The 15,970-nt window shown below is 71.9% G+C and carries 17 protein-coding genes and 1 pseudogene; 1 reads left to right on the plus strand and 17 read right to left on the minus strand.

Going from position 1 to position 15,970, the window contains the following annotated elements; translation table 11 throughout:
• Positions 1 to 116: 116 nt before the first annotated feature.
• The 16 genes and pseudogenes from dprA to proS form a co-directional block, all read right to left on the minus strand.
• The gene (dprA, locus tag ACWGE1_RS04850) at positions 117 to 1,292 is read right to left on the minus strand and encodes a DNA-processing protein DprA (RefSeq protein WP_453419135.1); all 1,176 of its coding nucleotides are present in this window, start codon (positions 1,290 to 1,292) and stop codon (positions 117 to 119) included.
• The gene (locus ACWGE1_RS04855) at positions 1,289 to 2,920 is read right to left on the minus strand and encodes a YifB family Mg chelatase-like AAA ATPase (protein WP_453419136.1); all 1,632 of its coding nucleotides are present in this window, start codon (positions 2,918 to 2,920) and stop codon (positions 1,289 to 1,291) included. The genes dprA and ACWGE1_RS04855 overlap by 4 nt, the downstream gene beginning before the upstream one ends.
• The gene (locus ACWGE1_RS04860) at positions 2,920 to 3,291 is read right to left on the minus strand and encodes a YraN family protein (RefSeq protein ID WP_453419137.1); all 372 of its coding nucleotides are present in this window, start codon (positions 3,289 to 3,291) and stop codon (positions 2,920 to 2,922) included. The genes ACWGE1_RS04855 and ACWGE1_RS04860 overlap by 1 nt, the downstream gene beginning before the upstream one ends.
• A gap of 109 nt (positions 3,292 to 3,400) precedes the next feature.
• Positions 3,401 to 3,709, minus strand: a complete 309-nt coding sequence (locus ACWGE1_RS04865) for a DUF2469 domain-containing protein (RefSeq protein ID WP_005311352.1) — start codon at positions 3,707 to 3,709, stop codon at positions 3,401 to 3,403.
• Between the two features lie 55 nt (positions 3,710 to 3,764).
• The gene (locus ACWGE1_RS04870; protein WP_453419138.1) at positions 3,765 to 4,271 is read right to left on the minus strand and encodes an NUDIX hydrolase; all 507 of its coding nucleotides are present in this window, start codon (positions 4,269 to 4,271) and stop codon (positions 3,765 to 3,767) included.
• Complete coding sequence (gene lepB / locus ACWGE1_RS04875) at positions 4,261 to 5,043, minus strand: signal peptidase I (RefSeq protein ID WP_453419139.1); 783 nt, start codon at positions 5,041 to 5,043, stop codon at positions 4,261 to 4,263. The genes ACWGE1_RS04870 and lepB (ACWGE1_RS04875) overlap by 11 nt, the downstream gene beginning before the upstream one ends.
• A gap of 45 nt (positions 5,044 to 5,088) precedes the next feature.
• Complete coding sequence (gene lepB, locus ACWGE1_RS04880) at positions 5,089 to 5,991, minus strand: signal peptidase I (RefSeq protein ID WP_453419140.1); 903 nt, start codon at positions 5,989 to 5,991, stop codon at positions 5,089 to 5,091.
• A pseudogene (lepB, locus tag ACWGE1_RS04885) lies at positions 5,921 to 6,954 on the minus strand (signal peptidase I). The gene lepB (ACWGE1_RS04880) and the pseudogene lepB (ACWGE1_RS04885) overlap by 71 nt, the downstream one beginning before the upstream one ends.
• Complete coding sequence (gene lepB, locus ACWGE1_RS04890; RefSeq protein ID WP_453419141.1) at positions 6,947 to 7,684, minus strand: signal peptidase I; 738 nt, start codon at positions 7,682 to 7,684, stop codon at positions 6,947 to 6,949. Before lepB (ACWGE1_RS04890) ends, lepB (ACWGE1_RS04885) begins: the two are co-directional and overlap by 8 nt.
• A gap of 44 nt (positions 7,685 to 7,728) precedes the next feature.
• The gene (gene rplS / locus ACWGE1_RS04895; RefSeq protein WP_030823745.1) at positions 7,729 to 8,079 is read right to left on the minus strand and encodes a 50S ribosomal protein L19; all 351 of its coding nucleotides are present in this window, start codon (positions 8,077 to 8,079) and stop codon (positions 7,729 to 7,731) included.
• A gap of 133 nt (positions 8,080 to 8,212) precedes the next feature.
• Complete coding sequence (gene trmD / locus ACWGE1_RS04900) at positions 8,213 to 9,034, minus strand: tRNA (guanosine(37)-N1)-methyltransferase TrmD (protein WP_453419142.1); 822 nt, start codon at positions 9,032 to 9,034, stop codon at positions 8,213 to 8,215.
• Positions 9,034 to 9,642, minus strand: a complete 609-nt coding sequence (rimM, locus tag ACWGE1_RS04905) for a ribosome maturation factor RimM (protein ID WP_453419143.1) — start codon at positions 9,640 to 9,642, stop codon at positions 9,034 to 9,036. The genes trmD and rimM overlap by 1 nt, the downstream gene beginning before the upstream one ends.
• Positions 9,643 to 9,767: 125 nt before the next feature.
• Entirely contained in the window at positions 9,768 to 10,007 is a 240-nt protein-coding gene (locus tag ACWGE1_RS04910; RefSeq protein WP_030011889.1) for an RNA-binding protein, read from the minus strand.
• Between the two features lie 2 nt (positions 10,008 to 10,009).
• Positions 10,010 to 10,450 carry a 30S ribosomal protein S16 gene (gene rpsP, locus ACWGE1_RS04915; RefSeq protein ID WP_030386406.1) on the minus strand — a complete coding sequence of 147 codons (441 nt, stop codon included), beginning with the start codon at positions 10,448 to 10,450 and terminating at the stop codon, positions 10,010 to 10,012.
• A 402-nt stretch (positions 10,451 to 10,852) separates the two neighbouring features.
• Complete coding sequence (locus ACWGE1_RS04920) at positions 10,853 to 11,449, minus strand: hypothetical protein (RefSeq protein WP_328927878.1); 597 nt, start codon at positions 11,447 to 11,449, stop codon at positions 10,853 to 10,855.
• 225 nt (positions 11,450 to 11,674) lie between these two features.
• Entirely contained in the window at positions 11,675 to 13,087 is a 1,413-nt protein-coding gene (gene proS / locus ACWGE1_RS04925; RefSeq protein WP_453419144.1) for a proline--tRNA ligase, read from the minus strand.
• 131 nt (positions 13,088 to 13,218) lie between these two features.
• Between proS and ACWGE1_RS04930 the strand changes: the two genes are divergently transcribed.
• Positions 13,219 to 13,950 carry a methyltransferase type 11 gene (locus ACWGE1_RS04930; protein ID WP_453419145.1) on the plus strand — a complete coding sequence of 244 codons (732 nt, stop codon included), beginning with the start codon at positions 13,219 to 13,221 and terminating at the stop codon, positions 13,948 to 13,950.
• Between the two features lie 18 nt (positions 13,951 to 13,968).
• Here the strand turns inward: ACWGE1_RS04930 and ftsH are convergent, their stop codons facing one another.
• Positions 13,969 to 15,945: an ATP-dependent zinc metalloprotease FtsH gene (gene ftsH, locus ACWGE1_RS04935; RefSeq protein WP_453419146.1), complete on the minus strand. Its 1,977-nt coding sequence runs from the start codon at positions 15,943 to 15,945 to the stop codon at positions 13,969 to 13,971.
• Between the last annotated feature and the right edge of the window lie 25 nt (positions 15,946 to 15,970).

Below are 15,970 nucleotides of genomic sequence, written 5' to 3' on the forward strand. Positions count from 1 at the left end.
GGCGCCCGAACTCGCGCGGACGACCCGGGACCGGCGCCTGGCGCTCGGTCCCGGCGACCGCCACCGGGAAGACCGCGTCTCTCATCGGTTTCACTCTTTCACCGGAACACCCCAGGTCAACGACCGCCTCGCCGGGCGGCTCCGGTTTGTGTGCCTCCTCCAGCAGTTTGTCTGCTCAACTGCCAGCCGTCGCCCTGCCGTTCGACGAACCCCAGAGAGTGAAGTTCGTACAGTCTGCCGATGACTTCATCGGCTCCGTTGCCGGAGGCAAGTGCCAGCTCGGCCACGTCCGCGGGGCGGCCGGCGGGCACCGCTTCGAGCACCCGGGCGGTGTCCCGGTCCAGCAGGTCCCGGGCGAGGACCGGACCGCGCCGCTCGGGAGCCAGCTCGCCCATGGCGCCGACCAGCTCGACCACCTCGGCCGCGTCGGTGACGAGGGCGGCCTCGCCGCGCAGCAGTTCGTGCACCCCGGCGGAGAGCCCGCTGGTGGCGGGGCCGGGGACGCCCATCGTGAACCGGCCAAGGCGCTGCGCCCGCCGCGCCGTGACCAGGGAGCCGCTGCGGTGCGCCGCCTCCACGACGACCGTGCCCCGGGTCAGGGCGGCGATGACCCGGTTGCGCAGGACGAACCGGCTGGGGGTCGGATGGCTGCCCGGTGGCAGCTCGCCGAGGATCAGCCCCTGCCCTGCGATCCGGCCGAGCAGCCCGGCGTGTCCCCGCGGATAGGCCACGTCCACCCCGCAGGCCAGCACCGCCGCGGTCGCTCCGCCCGAGGCGAGGGCGCCCCGGTGGGCGGCGCCGTCGATCCCGAACGCGGCGCCGGACACCACGACCCAGCCCCGCTCGGCCAGCCCCGCGGCCAGGGTCTGGGCCATGTGCGCGCCGTACGGGGTGCAGGCGCGGGCCCCTACCACGGAGACCGAACGCAGTGCCCAGGTGCGGAGGTTCGGCCGCCCCCGCAGCCACAGCCCGACGGGCCGTTCGTCGCCGAGGTCGTCGAGCTGGGTCGGCCACTCCGCCGATCCCGGGTACACGAACCGGCCGCCCGACCCGGCGGCCAGCGCGAGGTCCCGCCCGGGGTCGGCCAGCGCCGCCCGTCTGCGGTACGTGGCGAGTCGCTCGGGTCCCACCCCGGAGGGGGTGCCGGGCTCCGCCCCGGGGTCGGTCAGCAGCCGCATCAGCCCCGCCGCGCCGAACTCCCGCAGCCACCGCCCGCCGTGCACGTCCCCGGGCTCCAGCACCCGGGTGAGCGCCGCCCGCGCGAGCAGTTCCGCGTCCCTGGCGCCGGTCACGTCCGGTCCCCCTGCAGCGACAACGCCCCGCGGGCGATCCCGGTCCGCAGCTCCAGCGCCACGGCCACGTCGAGTGCTTCGGGCCGGTCCCGTCCCCGCAGGTCGGCCACGGTCCAGGCGACCCGGAGCACCCGGTCCAGCCCGCGCGCGGTCAGCAGCCCCCGCTCCAGATCGCGCTCGGCGGCGGCCAGTGCTCCCGGTGCCGCCTGCCACCGGGTGCGCAATTCCTGCCCGGGCACCTCGGAGTTGAGCCGCCACGGCGTGTCGGCGAGCCGGGCCGCGGCGCGCTCCCGGGCCTCCCGCACCCGGTCGGCGACCGCCGCGGTGGACTCCCCGCGGCCGCCCTGCCCCAGCAGGTCGCCGCGGGTCACCGGCTCGACCTCCACCCTCAGGTCCACCCGGTCGAGCAACGGTCCGGACAGGCGCCCCTGGTAACGCCGGATCACCGAGGGCGGGCATTCGCACCCGGCGCCGTGCAGGGTGTGGCGCCCGCACGGGCACGGGTTCGCGGCGAGCACCATCAGGAACCTGGCGGGCAGCCTCACCACCCCGGCGGCGCGGGCGATGACCACGTGCCCCGATTCGAGGGGCTGCCGCAGCGCGTCCAGCGCCCGGCTGTGGAACTCCGCGGCCTCGTCCAGGAAGAGCACGCCCCGGTGGGCCAGGGAGACCGCCCCCGGCCTGGGGATCCCCGTCCCGCCGCCGACCAGGGACTGCATGGTCGCCGAATGGTGCGGTGCGCAGTAGGGGGGCCTGGCGACCAGCGGCTCGCCGGGCGGCAGGATTCCCGCGACCGAGTGGACGGCCGTGACCTCCACGGAGTCCTGACGGGTGAGCGGCGGCAGGAGCCAGGGCAGTCGCTCGGCCAGCATGGTCTTGCCCGCTCCGGGCGGTCCGCTCAGGAAGAGGTGGTGTCCTCCGGCCGCCGCCACCTCCAGCGCGCGGCGCGCCGTGTGCTGCCCGGCCACGTCGGCGAGGTCGGGGAAGTCGCCGCCGTCCCGCCCGGGACGGCCCCGGGCGAGCCCCGTGCCCAGGCCCGCCCCCGGGACGAGCAGTCCGGCCAGTATCGGGTCCGGCCGGCCCGCCGGGTCGCGAGGCTCCTCCTCCGGGACCTCCCCGCCGGTCAGGACCGCGATGAGCTGACGCAGGCTGCGCACGCCGAGCACCGAGACGTCCGGTACGAGCGCGGCCTCGGCCGCGCACTGCTGCGGCACCACCACCTGCCGGTATCCCGCCTCCGCCGCGGCGAGGACGGCGGGCAGGATCCCCCGGACCGGGCGCACCCGGCCGTCCAGCCCCAGCTCCCCGATGAGGACGAGGTCGGCGATCGCGCCGGGGTCGACCACCTCGGCGGCCCCGAGCACGGCCGCGGCGACGGCCAGATCGAATCCGGCGCCGGACTTCGGTACGGAGGCCGGGCTGAGCCCGACCGTGAGCTTCTTCTGCGGCCAGGCCGCCCCCGAGTTGACCACGGCCGCCCGCACCCGGTCCCGGCTCTCGACCAGGGTCTTGTCCGGCAGCCCCACGAGGGTGAAGGCCGCCACCCCCGGCTCCAGGTCGGCCTGTACCTCGACCACGACGCCGTCGACACCGACCAGGGCCACCGAGCAGGCCCGCGCGAACCCCATCAGGCCGCCCCCCTGACGTGTTCCACCAGGGGAGCGCCGCGCCGCGGCAGCAGCACCCCGACGAGGTCGATGCGCACCCCGCCCGGGGGTGGTCCGCCGTGGTCGGCGAGCCAGCGCCCGGCGAGCCCGCGCAGGCGCTCGGCCTTGGCGGGTCGCACGGCGGCCATGGGATGCTCGAACTCCCCCGCCCGGCGCGTCTTGACCTCGCACACGACGAGCGCGTCCCCGTCGCGGGCGACGATGTCGATCTCCCCGGCCCTGCACCGCCAGTTCCGCGCGATCACGGTCATCCCGGCCTCGGTCAGCCGCCGTGCCGCGAGTTCCTCGCCGTACCGCCCCAATGCCTGCTGTGCCACGCTCTTCGCGTTCATCCGGCACCACCTCCGGCACCGACGGTCCCGCGCCCCCGCCCACCTTGTGGATCTTGGTGGACAATCCGGCCGTTGTGGACAACCGCCTCACCCTTGCGGGTGAGGCGGCTCAGCTGCCGGGCAGTTCGAGATCGCTCTTGTTGAGCTCCTCGATGTTCACGTCCTTGAAGGTCAGCACCCGCACCTGCTTCACGAAGCGGGCCGGGCGGTACATGTCCCAGACCCACGCGTCGGCCATCGAGACCTCGAAGAACACCTCCCCCTGGACCGAGTGCACCTGCATCTCGTAGTCGTTGGTGAGGTAGAAACGGCGTTCCGTCTCGATCACATACTTGAACAGCCCGACGACGTCGCGGTACTCCCGATAGAGCTTCAGCTCCATCTCGGTCTCGTACTTTTCGAGGTCCTCGGCACTCATGGCATGTTCCCCTTCAGCCGTGCGTCCCCCTATTGTGCGCCAGGCCCATGTGCCCCTAAACGATTTCCGGGGCCAGGACCACCGGCTCACCCGGAGGACCGTCGTCGAGCAGCGTACGGAGCAGCTCGGCGAGTCTGGTCGGGTACACCGTCTCATGGGCTGCGAGAAGTTCCTCGGAGGTCCACCACCTGGCTCCGGTGACGCTGCGCCGCTCGAGCTCGGTCAGGCCGCCCATCTCGGTGGCGGTCTGGGCGGTACGGGCCAGGAAGTACCACTCGTCCTGCTCCCAGCGCCGCCCGTCGAAGGGGAAGGAGCAGTACCGGTGCCACAGCACCGGGCCCAGCTCCACCTCGGTGATCCCGGTCTCCTCCGCCAGCTCGCGCAGTGCGGCCTGCTCCCGGCTCTCCGTCCCCTCCAGCCCGCCGCCGGGGGTGAACCACCAGTCGTCCGACGGGTCGGCCGGTTCGAAGCCGTGCAGCAGCAGGATCCGGTCCGCCGGGTCCAGCAGGATCACCCGCGACACCTTCCGGTGGCCGTGCTCCCCGGCCGGGTCAGCTGACACCGGCCGGCTCCCGCCGCCGCGCGCGCCCCAGTACCCGTGCGACCGGCCCGTACGCGCCCCCCAGCGCCACCAGGGCGGCCCCGACCAGCACCGCGACCACCTGGAGCCGCAGCGGCCCTGGCCGCGAGATCCCGCCGGGCAGGGCGGCGTACGTCGCCGGGCGCTCCAGCATCGTCATGGAGGGCCAGACCAGCGCGTCGACGCGGGCGCCGACCGCCGACCGGGACACCGTGCCCTGCCCGGCCTCCTGCAGGTGGGCGCGCGAGTCCAGGGAGCCGGCCCGCCGGTCGCCCAGCAGGAAGAGGTTCCCCTCGGGGACCGTCACCTCGAAGGGGGTCCCGGTGGGCGCGGGCTCGCCGGGCGGCATGGCCAGACCCGAGTCCGGCCCGGTGGTGTCGGCGTAGGACTCGTCCAGCGCGGTGCCGTTCACCGTCAGCCCGCCGGCCGGGCCGCAGCACTTCACGGTGTCGCCGCCGATGCCGACGACCCGCTTGACCATGGGCGAATCGCTCCACATGGAATCAGTGAAGACGACCACGTCCCCGCGGCGCACCTCGCCGCCGTCGATGCGCTGGGCCAGCACCCGGTCCCCGGGCCGCACCGTGGGCATCATCGAATCGGTGGGCACCGTGTACGGCCGGTAGACCACGGCTCCCCACACGAAACCGCCCAGGAAGAGCGCAAAGCCGATGGCCACGGCGAGTCCCGACAGCACGCTGCCGAGACCGCCGTGGCCATCCTTGCCACTGCGTATCGCTTGTGTTCCGCCCATTCCAGCGCCCCCACACACTTCGGGATCGTCGACCTGGGCGGCACCCTACCCGTCGGTACGGCCGCTGGTCAGCTTCCGCCGTCGCAACATGACGAGCGGCACGGCTCCCGCGAGCCCCAGCGCGGCCGGTCCGAGCCCGACCGGCGCCAGTCCGGCGGCGCCGAGACCGAGCGCGGTCGCCGCGGCCTGGTTGCCGATGCCCGGCTGGTCGAAGGTCTCCGGGATCGGCAGGGTGGACCAGCGGGTGATCGGCCACGCCACCACGACGGCCCGTCCGACGACCTTGTCGACCGGCACGAAGCCCTGGGTGGAGTCCTGCATGTGGTAGCGGGAGTCCTCGGAGTTCTGCCGGTGGTCGCCCATGACCCAGATCTTGCCCTTGGGCACCGTGATCGGGCCGAACGGGGCGTCGTCGCAAGCGGTGTTGCCGGGGTAGATGTACGGCTCGTCCAGCGCCTTGCCGTTGACGACGACCGGTCCCCCCTTCTTGCACTCGACCGTGTCCCCGCCGATCGCGATGGTGCGCTTGATCAGGTCCTTCTCGGAGGCGTCCGGCATCAGGCCGATCTTGCTGAGCACCTGCTGGAAGAGGTTCGGCTCGGGAGTGGGCTGCCCGGACAGCCAGTTCGCGGGGTCGTGGAAGACGACGACCTCGCCGCGCTCCGGCTCGGAGCCGAACCACGGGGTCAGCTTGTCCACCAGCACCCGGTCGCCCCGCTGCAGGGTGTTCTGCATCGAGTCGGAGGGGATCGAGAAAGCCTGGAGCAGGAAGGTCTTGATCAGCAGGGCCAGCAGCAGGGCGATGCCGATGAGGAGCGGGAGCTCCTTCCAGAAGGACCGGTGCGCATGCTCCTTGGCATCGCCGTCCTCCTCGGCCTCACGCTCGATGGCGTCGTCCTCCGGCCGCTCCTCGCCCTCGTCGCGTCCGGACCGTGCGCCTACCGCCACGTCCCCCACATCCACTCCTCACTCGCGATTGCCGCCCGCGTCGAATCCGCACGGGCCCTCCCCTCCCTTAACGAGCGGGAGTTCCCTAAGGCGCGGGAGACCGAGGACACACTATGCGAATGGCGCGCTCCGACGGCGCCGCCTGCGGCCGCGTCCCTCGCGCCGTGCCTGATCGGGCACCATGCGGAAGGTCGCCGGCTGCTCCAGCCGGGTCCAGTGCCCGAAGGGCCAGGCGATCACGACGGCCTCCCCGACGACCCCGCTCTCGGCGATGGTGCCCTGGAAGCCCTCGTCGAGGTGGAAGCGGGAATCGGCCGAATTCGCGCGGTGATCACCCATCACGAAGAGCCGGCCCTCGGGGACCTGTATGTCGAACGTGATGTCCGAAGGGGTGTTCCCCGGGTTCACGTACGGCTCATCGAGCGGCGAGCCGTTGACGGTGACCCGGCCCCTGCTGTCGCAGCACTTGACGGTGTCCCCGCCCACGCCGATGACCCGCTTGATCAGGTCCTGTTCGTCGGCCGAGGGCAGCAGGCCGATGAAGGTGAGCGTCTGCTTGATCTGCTTGACCACGATCGGGTCCGGGGCCGGGCGGGCCGCCTCGCCCTTCAGCCAGCCGCCGGGGTCCTTGAACACGACGATGTCGCCGCGCTCGATCTTGGAGCCGAACCACGGGGTCAGCTTGTCCACGAGGACCCGGTCGCCGATCCGGATGGTCTGCTCCATCGAGCCCGACGGGATGAAGAAGGCCTGCACCAGGAAGGTCTTGAGGAGCAGGGCTATGCACAGCGCGACGACCACCAGCAGCGGCAGCTCGCCGGCCCGGCGCGTGCGGCGGCGCCGACGCACCTTGCGGGCCGTCCGGCGCCGTTCGGCGCGGCCGCCCTCCGCCACCCCCGCCGGCTCCGGCTCCGGCTCGGGTTCCAGGGCCCGGCCGCCCCGCGGCCGTCCCCGGCTACCCATGACCACCGCCGACGGCATCCCAGCGCGAGAGCGGCCAGCCGATCCAGTCGGCCCGCCCGATGACCTTCTCCACCGGCACCATCCCCCCGCCCGGCTCCCCCAGGTGGTCCCGTGAGTCCCGGGACTGGGAACGATGATCGCCCATGACCCACAGGGTCCCCAGCGGTACCACGATCCGGAAGGGCACCGCCGAGGGGGCGTCCCCGGGGTGCAGATACGGCTCCTCCAGCGGAACGCCGTTGACCGCGACCCGTCCGCCGGCGTCGCAGCACACCACGTCGTCGCCGCCGACGCCCACGACCCGCTTCACGAAGTCGGTGTCGGACGGCTCCGCCAGCCCGAGCGCCGAGGCCGCGCCGTGCAGCACGGTGCCGACCGGATTGCCGGCGGGGCGTTCCCGTACGAAGGAGCCCGTGCCGTCGAAGACCACCACGTCGCCGCGGCGCGGCTGCTCGCCGAAACGGTACGCCAGCTTGTTGACCAGCACCCGGTCCCCGACCTGGAGCGTCGGCTCCATCGAGCGGCTCGGGATCAGGAAGGGCTGGATCACGAAGTTGCTGAACAGCAGCAGAAGAACGGTGCAGACGCCGCCGAGCACTCCGGCCCGGCGCCACGTCAGGGGTCGCCCTTCGGCGGGCCGCCCGGTCCGGGAGAACGCAAAACGCGGCCGCTCGTCCCCCTCGTAGGGGGAAGAGTGACCGCGCTGCGTGTGAGGTGCTTGGGTGTCCATCAAGAGCGAGCCTATCCGGCCGCCTCCGGACTCCGGGAGCAACCTTACTTGTCGCGCTTCTCCTTGATCTTCGCGGCCTTGCCGCGGAGCTCACGGAGGTAGTACAGCTTCGCACGGCGAACGTCACCGCGGGTGACGAGCTCGATCTTCTCGAAGATCGGGGAGTGGACCGGGAAGGTACGCTCCACGCCGACGCTGAAGGAGACCTTGCGCACGGTGAAGGTCTCGGAGACACCGGCGCCCTGGCGGCGGATGACTACGCCCTTGAACTGCTGGATACGGGAGCGGTTGCCCTCGATCACGCGGACGTGCACGTTGATCGTGTCACCCGGGCGGAAGGCCGGGACGTCCGAGCGGAGCGCGGCGGCGTTGACGCCATCGAGCAGGTGAGACATGTTCTTCGTCTGCTTTCTTCGCATGACGCCACAGGTCGCCAGTGCGGGTTTCCGTAGAGAATTCGGGAGCTGTGCGACCCTGCGGACGACGGTCCCCCTGTGGCAGGGGCGCCCGCGAGCACACAACAGCCGCCTATTCTTCCACGACCTGCGGCCTGCGCCAAAATCGGCCGTCCGCGGACGGCTGCCAGCCCAGGACGGAGAGGATCTCCCGGTCCTTCTTGTCGAAGCCCGCGGCCTCGCAGCGCTCGATCAGGTCCGGGCGGTTGTGCGCGGTCCGGCGGAAGGCCTCGTCCCGGCGCCACCGGGCGATCTTCCCGTGGTGCCCGCTGAGCAGCACCTCGGGAATGTCCCGGCCGCGCCACACGGGGGGCTTGGTGTAGACGGGCCCCTCCAGCAGGTTGGCCATCTCGCCCGGAGCGAAGGAGTCGTCGCGGTGCGATTCGGCGTTCCCGAGCACCCCGGGCAGCAGCCGGGCCACGGCCTCGGTGACCACCAGGACGGCGGCCTCGCCGCCCGCCAGGACGTAGTCGCCGATGGAGACCTCGTACACCGGCATGCGCGTGGCGTACTCGTCCATGACCCGCCGGTCGATGCCCTCGTACCGGGCCGGCGTGAAGATCAGCCAGGGCCGCTCGGAGAGTTCGACGGCCAGTTCCTGGGTGAAGGGCCGGCCGCTGGGCGTGGGGACGACGATGACGGGCCCGTGCGCGCCCGCCTCGTAGCCGTCGGCCAGCGCGGAGTCCAGGGCCTCGCCCCACGGTTCGGTCTTCATGACCATGCCGGGACCGCCGCCGTACGGGGTGTCGTCCACCGTGTTGTGCCGGTCGTAGGTCCAGTGCCGCAGGTCGTGCACGTGCACGTCGAGCTGCCCGCGGGCGCGGGCCTTGCCGACGAGGGAGACGTTCAGCGGCTCCAGGTACTCGGGGAAGATCGTGACGACGTCGAGTCGCATCAGGCCCGGTCCCCGGAGTCGTCCGCGGAGTCCGTGGAGTCCGTGGAGTCCGCGGAATCCGCCGCTTCCTCGTCGCGGGTCGAGACGACGATCGCCTCGCGCTCGTCGATCAGCCCGGGCGGCGGGGTGATGACACAGCGCTGCTCCTCAAGGTCGATCTCGGCGACGATCTCCTCCACGAAGGGGATCATCACCTCGGAGCCGTCCGGCCGCTCGACGATGAAGAGGTCCTGCGAGGGCAGGTGGGAGATCTCGGTGATCCGGCCGATCTCGGTGCCGTCCGCCAGCACCACGTCCAGGTCCATCAGCTGGTGGTCGTAGTACTCGTCCTCCTCCTCCGGCAGCTCGGAGGGGTCCACCTCGGCGATCAGGAGGGTGTTGCGCAGTGACTCGGCACCGGTGCGGTCCTTGACGCCGGCGAAGCGGAGCAGCAGCCGCCCGCTGTGCACGCGGCCCGTCTCGATCGTCAGCGGTCCCACGGTCGCGGGCTCCGTCTTGAGCACGGCGCCGGGACTGAGCCGCAGTTCCGGCTCGTCGGTGCGCACCTCGACGGTGACCTCACCCTTGATGCCGTGGGCGCGGCCGATCCGCGCGACTACCAACTCCACTGTGCTCTTCCCTTACTGCGGCGTGGTTGCTCACATCAATGGTCGCTCCTGCCCGGGGGCAGAAACGACACGGGCCGGGGCGGGCAACCAACGCCCTCCCCGGCCCGTGCCGGTGATTCAACTGCTCAGCGGACCTGGTCCACGTCGACGAGGTCGACGCGGATCCCACGGCCGCCGATGGCGCCCACGACGGTGCGCAGAGCACGTGCGGTGCGGCCGTTGCGGCCGATCACCTTGCCGAGGTCGTCGGGGTGAACCCGGACCTCGAGCACCTGCCCGCGGCGCAGGTTGCGCGAGGCGACCTGCACTTCGTCGGGGTTGTCCACAATGCCCTTTACGAGGTGCTCAAGAGCCTCCTCGAGCATGATCAGGCCTCGGTCGACTCGGCGGCGGCCTCAGCCTCGTCCGCCTTCTTGTCGGCCTTCTTCGCCTTCTGCGTGATGGCCTCGCCCTTGCCCTCGCCGATGCCCTCGAGGGCCTTGGCGAACTCGTCGAAGGAGCGACGCTTGCTCTCCTTCGTCTCCGGCTGCAGGAGCGGCGCGGGGGCGGGGAGACCCTTGTGGGCCTGCCAGTCACCGGTCAGCTTCAGGATGGCGAGCACAGCCTCGGTGGGCTGGGCGCCGACGGACAGCCAGTACTGCGCACGCTCGGCGTTGACCTCGATGCGCGACGGGTTGTAGGTCGGGTGGTAGATACCGATCTCTTCGATCGCGCGACCGTCCCGGCGGGTGCGGGCGTCGGCGACGACGATGCGGTAGTGCGGCTGGCGAATCTTGCCGAGGCGCTTGAGCTTGATCTTGACTGCCACTGGAGTGGTGTCTCCTGAACTTGACGTGGTTGGGCACATGAGATGCCACGTGGGGTTGCGGTACTCGGGTGCCCGATGGACGCGTCAGCCGGAGGAGAGAGGGGTCCTATGCGACTGTCGAGTACAGCTAGCCATTGTGCCATACGCCTGCGGCGGGCTCAGCCGGGCGGGCAGGAACGCATCCGGGCAGGAACGCATGGACCCGCCGACCGTCCCGCTGCCGTCCCCGCGCGGGCACGGCATGCCGCCGGAGTGGCCGTACGGGGCGCAGGGCGCGGCTCACCGCCGGTACGGCGCTGCGGGCTGCCCGCGCGTGCCGTCGGCGGCCGCCCCGGTGGGGACGGGGGGCCCGGCGGCCGCTTCACCGTGGGGCGGTGGCCCCGGCGGCGGCGGGTGAGGCGGTCAGGAGGCCGCCGCGATGGCCACTTCGGGAATCCGGAAGGGCTTCATGCAGCCACCGCACACGATCGGCGCCTGGGCGAGCACGGAGGGGACCACCCGCACGTTGCGCCCGCAGTCGCAGACCGCCTTGACGCGAACGCCGCCTCCGGAGGAACCGTGCCGGGCCGCCGGACCGCGGAAGCTGCGCTTGGTGTCGGCCGCCGTGGCGGCGGTGTGTGCCTTCAGCGCACGCTGCAGCCGCTCCATGGTGGGCCGGTAGCGCCGCTTCGCCTCCGGATTGAGCGTGACCAGCGAGAAGCCGCTGCTCGCGTGCGGTTCCTCGGAGTGGTCCAGCCCCATCTCCTCGGCGATCGCGAGGAATCTGCGGTTGTGGTAGCGGCCGGCGCGCGAGGTGTCACGGACGCCGCGGGCGGCGGCGATGCCGTGGACTGCCTCGTGCAGCAGTCGCTCGAAGGAGAGCTCGGCGCCACAGGCGGACGAGGACTCTCCGATCAGGGACTCGGGCGCGGCAAGGTCAGGCAGCTCGGGGTGGTACCGCTGAATATCGGCCCACGCCTGCGCCAGCTCTGCGGCGAGAACAGGTGGTGTCGTGCTCACGTCGTGACAACGAGCCGAGGTGCCCGGGTGTTCCGATTCCGGGCCATTCCAAATTTTTTGCACGTACCAGTCAGTTCAGCCTCATGCGTCCTGACGAGGACGGGTGCGCCGATCTCAGGAGGAGTCGGTACTTAACGTCGACCAACATGAACCGGCCCCGGCGCACGGCAGCAGCCGCACGCCGGGGCACAGGAGTCCGTCGACCCGATCCCGGTCGCTTCCCGGTCAGTACGAGCGCGCGACGATCGCGAGCGTACCGGGGGCGTCGTCCGCCTCCGGGACCGACCCGTCCTCGGCGATCAGGCAGCGCACGGAGACGGCCTGCTCGGCCAGCTTCGCCTCGCCCTCCGGACCGAGGTCGGCCCACGGGATCCGCGCCCAGCCGCCAGCGATGGCGGCCTCGGCGGCCTCCCCGATGGTCGAGACGTCGGACGTACGGGCCTCGCGGCGCTCGCGGGACTCGCGCAGCAGCTGCGCCTGGTCCTCGTCCAGCACCTTGGGCAGCAGGTCGGCGAGGGCGTCGATCTGCACCGGGGTCTTCCCGCCCGGGATCCGGCGGGCGAGCATCGCGGTGCCGGCCTCCAGGTCGCGGGGGCCGATCTCGATGCGGACCGGTACGCCCTTGAGCTCCCAGTCCACGGCGCGGCGGCCGAAGGGGGTGTCGACGCGGTCGTCGACGAAGACCCGCAGGCCGGCGGCCTTCAGCTGGGCACCCAGCTCACGGACCTTGGCCACGGCCTCGTCGCCCTTGATCGCCATGACGACGACCTGGACGTGCGCGAGGCGCGGCGGGACCCGCAGGCCGTTGTCGTCGCCGTGGGACATGATCAGGCCGCCGACCATGCGGGTCGAGACGCCCCACGAGGTCTGCCAGACGAGCTCCTGCTTGCCTTCCTTCGACAGGTACTGGGTGTTGAAGGCCTTGGCGAAGTTGGTGCCGAGCTCGTGGCTCGTGCCCAGCTGGAGGGCCTTGCCGTCGCCCATCATGCCCTCGAGGGTGAGGGTGTTGATGGCGCCGGCGAAGCGCTCCTTGGCGGTCTTGCGGCCGAGCACGACGTCGATGCCGAGCACGTTCGTCATGAAGTCGCCGTAGACGTCCGTGTGGATGCGGGCCGCGTAGTCGCGGGCGTCCTCGTAGGTGGCGTGGGCCGTGTGGCCCTCCTGCCAGAGGAACTCGCTCGTACGGAGGAACACGCGCGGGCGCATCTCCCAGCGGACCACGTTGGCCCACTGGTTGATCAGCAGGGGCAGGTCCCGGTAGCTCTGGACCCACTTGGAGAAGTAGTCGTTGATGATCGTCTCGGACGTGGGCCGGACGACGACGGGCTCTTCCAGCTCCTTGCCGCCGCCGTGCGTGACGACCGCGAGCTCCGGGGCGAAGCCCTCAACGTGCTCGGCTTCCTTCGTCAGGTACGACTGCGGGATGAACAGCGGGAAGTACGCGTTCTGGGCGCCCGCGTCCTTGATGCGCGCGTCCATCTCCTGCTGCATCCGCTCCCACAGGCCGTAGCCGTACGGTCGGATGACCATGGTGCCGCGGACCGGACCGTTGTCGGCCAGCTCGGCCTTGTTGATCAGATCCTGGTACCAGCGGGGGAAATCCTCCGCCTGCGGGGTGAGAACGGGTGCCTTTGCCATGCGGCGAATCGTACGGCGCCCGGCACGCGATGCGTGAATCGGGTGCCGCGCTCCTCTGGACGCGGGGGCGAATGGGGAGTTCCCTGGCAACGGGGGCAAGGGGGCGAGACGGAATCAGGAGCGCTCTTTCGATGACACCGACGCCGACGGCGACGCTCGTCGCCCGGGACTGGGCGGAGATCCAGGAACGGATGCTTGTACCGCTGTACGAGGCGGTCTACGACCGGCTGGAGGTCGGGCCGGGCGACCGGCTGCTCGATCTGGACTGCGGAGCCGGTCTGGCCCTGCTGCTGGCGGCCGGGCGGGGAGCCGTGGCCACGGGCGTGGAGGCGGATCCGGCCCGCCGGGCGCTGGCCCGTGAGCGGCTGCTCGAGGTCCTGGCGGCTCCGCCGGAGCCCGCTTCGCCGCCCAGACCGTACGACGCCCTGCTCGCCTTCTCCCCGGACCCGGCGGCCCTGGAGGCGGCCCTGCCCGCGGTGCGCCGCGGCGGTGCGGTGGTGCTGGCCGACTGGGGCCCCGCGGAGCGGTGCACGGTGCCCTCGGTCCTGGGCGGCGGACCCTCGCCGCGGGACCTGGACTCGCTGGTGGAGCGGGCCGGGCTCCGGCCGGACGGCTCCGGGCGGGTGTTCTGCCCGTTCGGGTACGCGGACGTGGACAGCGCGGTGCGCGGCCTGCTGTCGACCGGGCTCTATCCCGTTGCGAGCACCGGCTCCACCGGGGCGGCCGGCGCGGCGCCCTTCGGGATGGCGGATTCCGTGCTGGCGGAGAAGGAACTGGCCGAGGCGCTTCACCCGTTCGAGCGGTCCGACGGCGCCGTGTGGCTGCCGAACATCTTCCGGTACGTGATCGCCCGGGTGGACTGACGGACCGACGCCCGATCCTCAGTCGCTGCCGTGCGCCTTCGTCATCCGGACGATGCCCGCGGCGGCGTAGGCGGCCGCTTCGTCCAGTGTCTCGTTGGCGAGGAGGGCCTCCGCGAGGGCGTCCAGCTGCGGGCGGTGCTCGCGCAGCAGGCGGCAGGCCTCCAGGTAGCACTCGTCGACGATGCGCCGCATCTCGTGGTCGACGGCGTCGAGGGTGGCCGGGGCGGCGGAGAGGCCGTAGGGGCTCTGTCCGTCGGAGGGGATGGCGGTGAGGCGGCCGATGCGCTCGCTCATGCCCCAGCGGCCGACCATGCCGCGGACGATGTTGGTCACTTGTTCCAGGTCGTTCTCGGCGCCGGTGGTGATGACGTCGTAGACGACGTGCTCGGCCGCCATGCCGCCGAGCGCGCCGATGATGCGGCCGCGCAGGTACGGCTCGGTGTAGGCGTACCGGTCCGCGTCCGGGGTCGAGAGCGTGACGCCCAGCGCGCGGCCGCGGGGGACGATCGTGATCTTGCGGACGGGGTCGGCGCCGGGCTGGAGCATGCCCAGGAGGGCGTGGCCGCTCTCGTGGTAGGCGGTGCGGCGGCGCTCCTCCTCCGGCATGACCAGCGGCCTCTCGGCGCCCAGCTGGACCTTCTCCAGGGCGTCCGACAGATCCGGCTGGGTGACCTGCGTCTGCCGGCGCTTGACGGCCAGCAGCGCGGCCTCGTTGGCCAGGTTGGCGAGGTCCGCTCCGGTCATGCCGGGAGTCGTACGGGCCACCTGCGCGAGGTCGACGCTCTCGGCGAGCGGGATGTCCCGGGTGTGGATGCGCAGGATGGCCTCGCGGCCGCCCCGGTCGGGCGGGGAGACGACCACCATGCGGTCGAAGCGGCCGGGCCGGGTCAGGGCCGGGTCCAGTACGTCCGCGCGGTTGGTGGCCGCCAGGACGATCACGCCCTCCGATCCGGAGAAGCCGTCCATTTCGGTGAGGATCTGGTTGAGGGTCTGTTCGCGTTCGTCGTGGCCGCCCATGGCGCTGCCGCCGCCGCGGGCCCGTCCGATGGTGTCGATCTCGTCGATGAAGATGATGGCGGGGGCCACCTTGCGGGCCTCGGTGAACAGTTCGCGCACCCGGGAGGCGCCGACTCCGACGATCATCTCGATGAACTCGGAGGCGGAGGCCGAGAAGAAGGGCACCCCGGCCTCGCCCGCGACCGCCCGCGCCAGCAGGGTCTTGCCGGTGCCGGGCGGCCCGGAGAGCAGGACCCCGCCGGGCATCCGGGCGCCCATCCTGTGGTACTCCTGCGGGTTCTTGAGGAAGTCGACGACGTCGTTGAGCTCCCCCTCGACCTCGTCGATGCCGGCCACGTCCTCGAAGGTGGTGCGCTTGGCGCCCGTCTCCAGCTCCACCGGCTTGGGCGGCGCCTTGCGGCCCAGCGCGCCCATGCCGCCCATCCCCGAACCCATCCGGCGGGCGATGACCACCCACAGGAGGACCAGCAGCAGCATCGGGGCGAGCGAGATCAGCAGGTTGGAGAGGAAGCTGCGCTGGACGACGACCGGCGAGGCCGTCACGGTCACGTTCTGCTTGGTGAGGTCGGCCCACAGCTCGTCGTCGGCGAAGGCCGGGCGCTGGGTGACGAATTTGGTGTAGTCGCCCTTGTCCCCGTCGGGCAGGGGCTGCTTGGCCTTCAGCTCGCCCTGGATGGCGTCGCCCTTGGAGTAGATCTTCGAGACGTTGCCGGCGGCGACCTGCTTGCTGAACTCGGTGTACGAGATCGTCGGCTCGTCCCCCTCGTTGAAGAAGGACAGCACCAGGTTGGCCACCAGATAGACGATCAGGGCCGCGAGGATCAGCCCCCGCCAGCCGCCCGGCAGCCCCTTCTTCTTCGGCGGAGGACTGGGCGGGGCGCCTTCCGAGCGCCAGGGGGTGTCGGCCCTGTCGCGGGGAGGTACGGGGGTGGGGCTGGGCACGGGGCGTCTCCTTCTGCCATCCTCCCGGCCGACCATAAGGGATAAATCAGACCATCGCCCC

The sequence above is a fragment of the Streptomyces sp. NPDC054932 genome, from assembly GCF_053610205.1.

Coding starts and splice junctions, on each gene's coding strand:
- lepB (WP_453419139.1), bottom strand. CDS start 5,043: ATGGGCGGAACACAAGCGATACGCAGTGGCAAGGATGGCCACGGCGGT.
- ACWGE1_RS04910 (WP_030011889.1), bottom strand. CDS start 10,007: ATGCTCGAGGAGGCTCTTGAGCACCTCGTAAAGGGCATTGTGGACAAC.
- ftsH (WP_453419146.1), bottom strand. CDS start 15,945: ATGGTCGGCCGGGAGGATGGCAGAAGGAGACGCCCCGTGCCCAGCCCC.
- proS (WP_453419144.1), bottom strand. CDS start 13,087: ATGGCAAAGGCACCCGTTCTCACCCCGCAGGCGGAGGATTTCCCCCGC.
- ACWGE1_RS04860 (WP_453419137.1), bottom strand. CDS start 3,291: ATGAACGCGAAGAGCGTGGCACAGCAGGCATTGGGGCGGTACGGCGAG.
- lepB (WP_453419141.1), bottom strand. CDS start 7,684: ATGGACACCCAAGCACCTCACACGCAGCGCGGTCACTCTTCCCCCTAC.
- trmD (WP_453419142.1), bottom strand. CDS start 9,034: ATGCGACTCGACGTCGTCACGATCTTCCCCGAGTACCTGGAGCCGCTG.
- rplS (WP_030823745.1), bottom strand. CDS start 8,079: ATGTCTCACCTGCTCGATGGCGTCAACGCCGCCGCGCTCCGCTCGGAC.
- ACWGE1_RS04865 (WP_005311352.1), bottom strand. CDS start 3,709: ATGAGTGCCGAGGACCTCGAAAAGTACGAGACCGAGATGGAGCTGAAG.
- ACWGE1_RS04930 (WP_453419145.1), top strand. CDS start 13,219: ATGACACCGACGCCGACGGCGACGCTCGTCGCCCGGGACTGGGCGGAG.
- ACWGE1_RS04855 (WP_453419136.1), bottom strand. CDS start 2,920: ATGGGGTTCGCGCGGGCCTGCTCGGTGGCCCTGGTCGGTGTCGACGGC.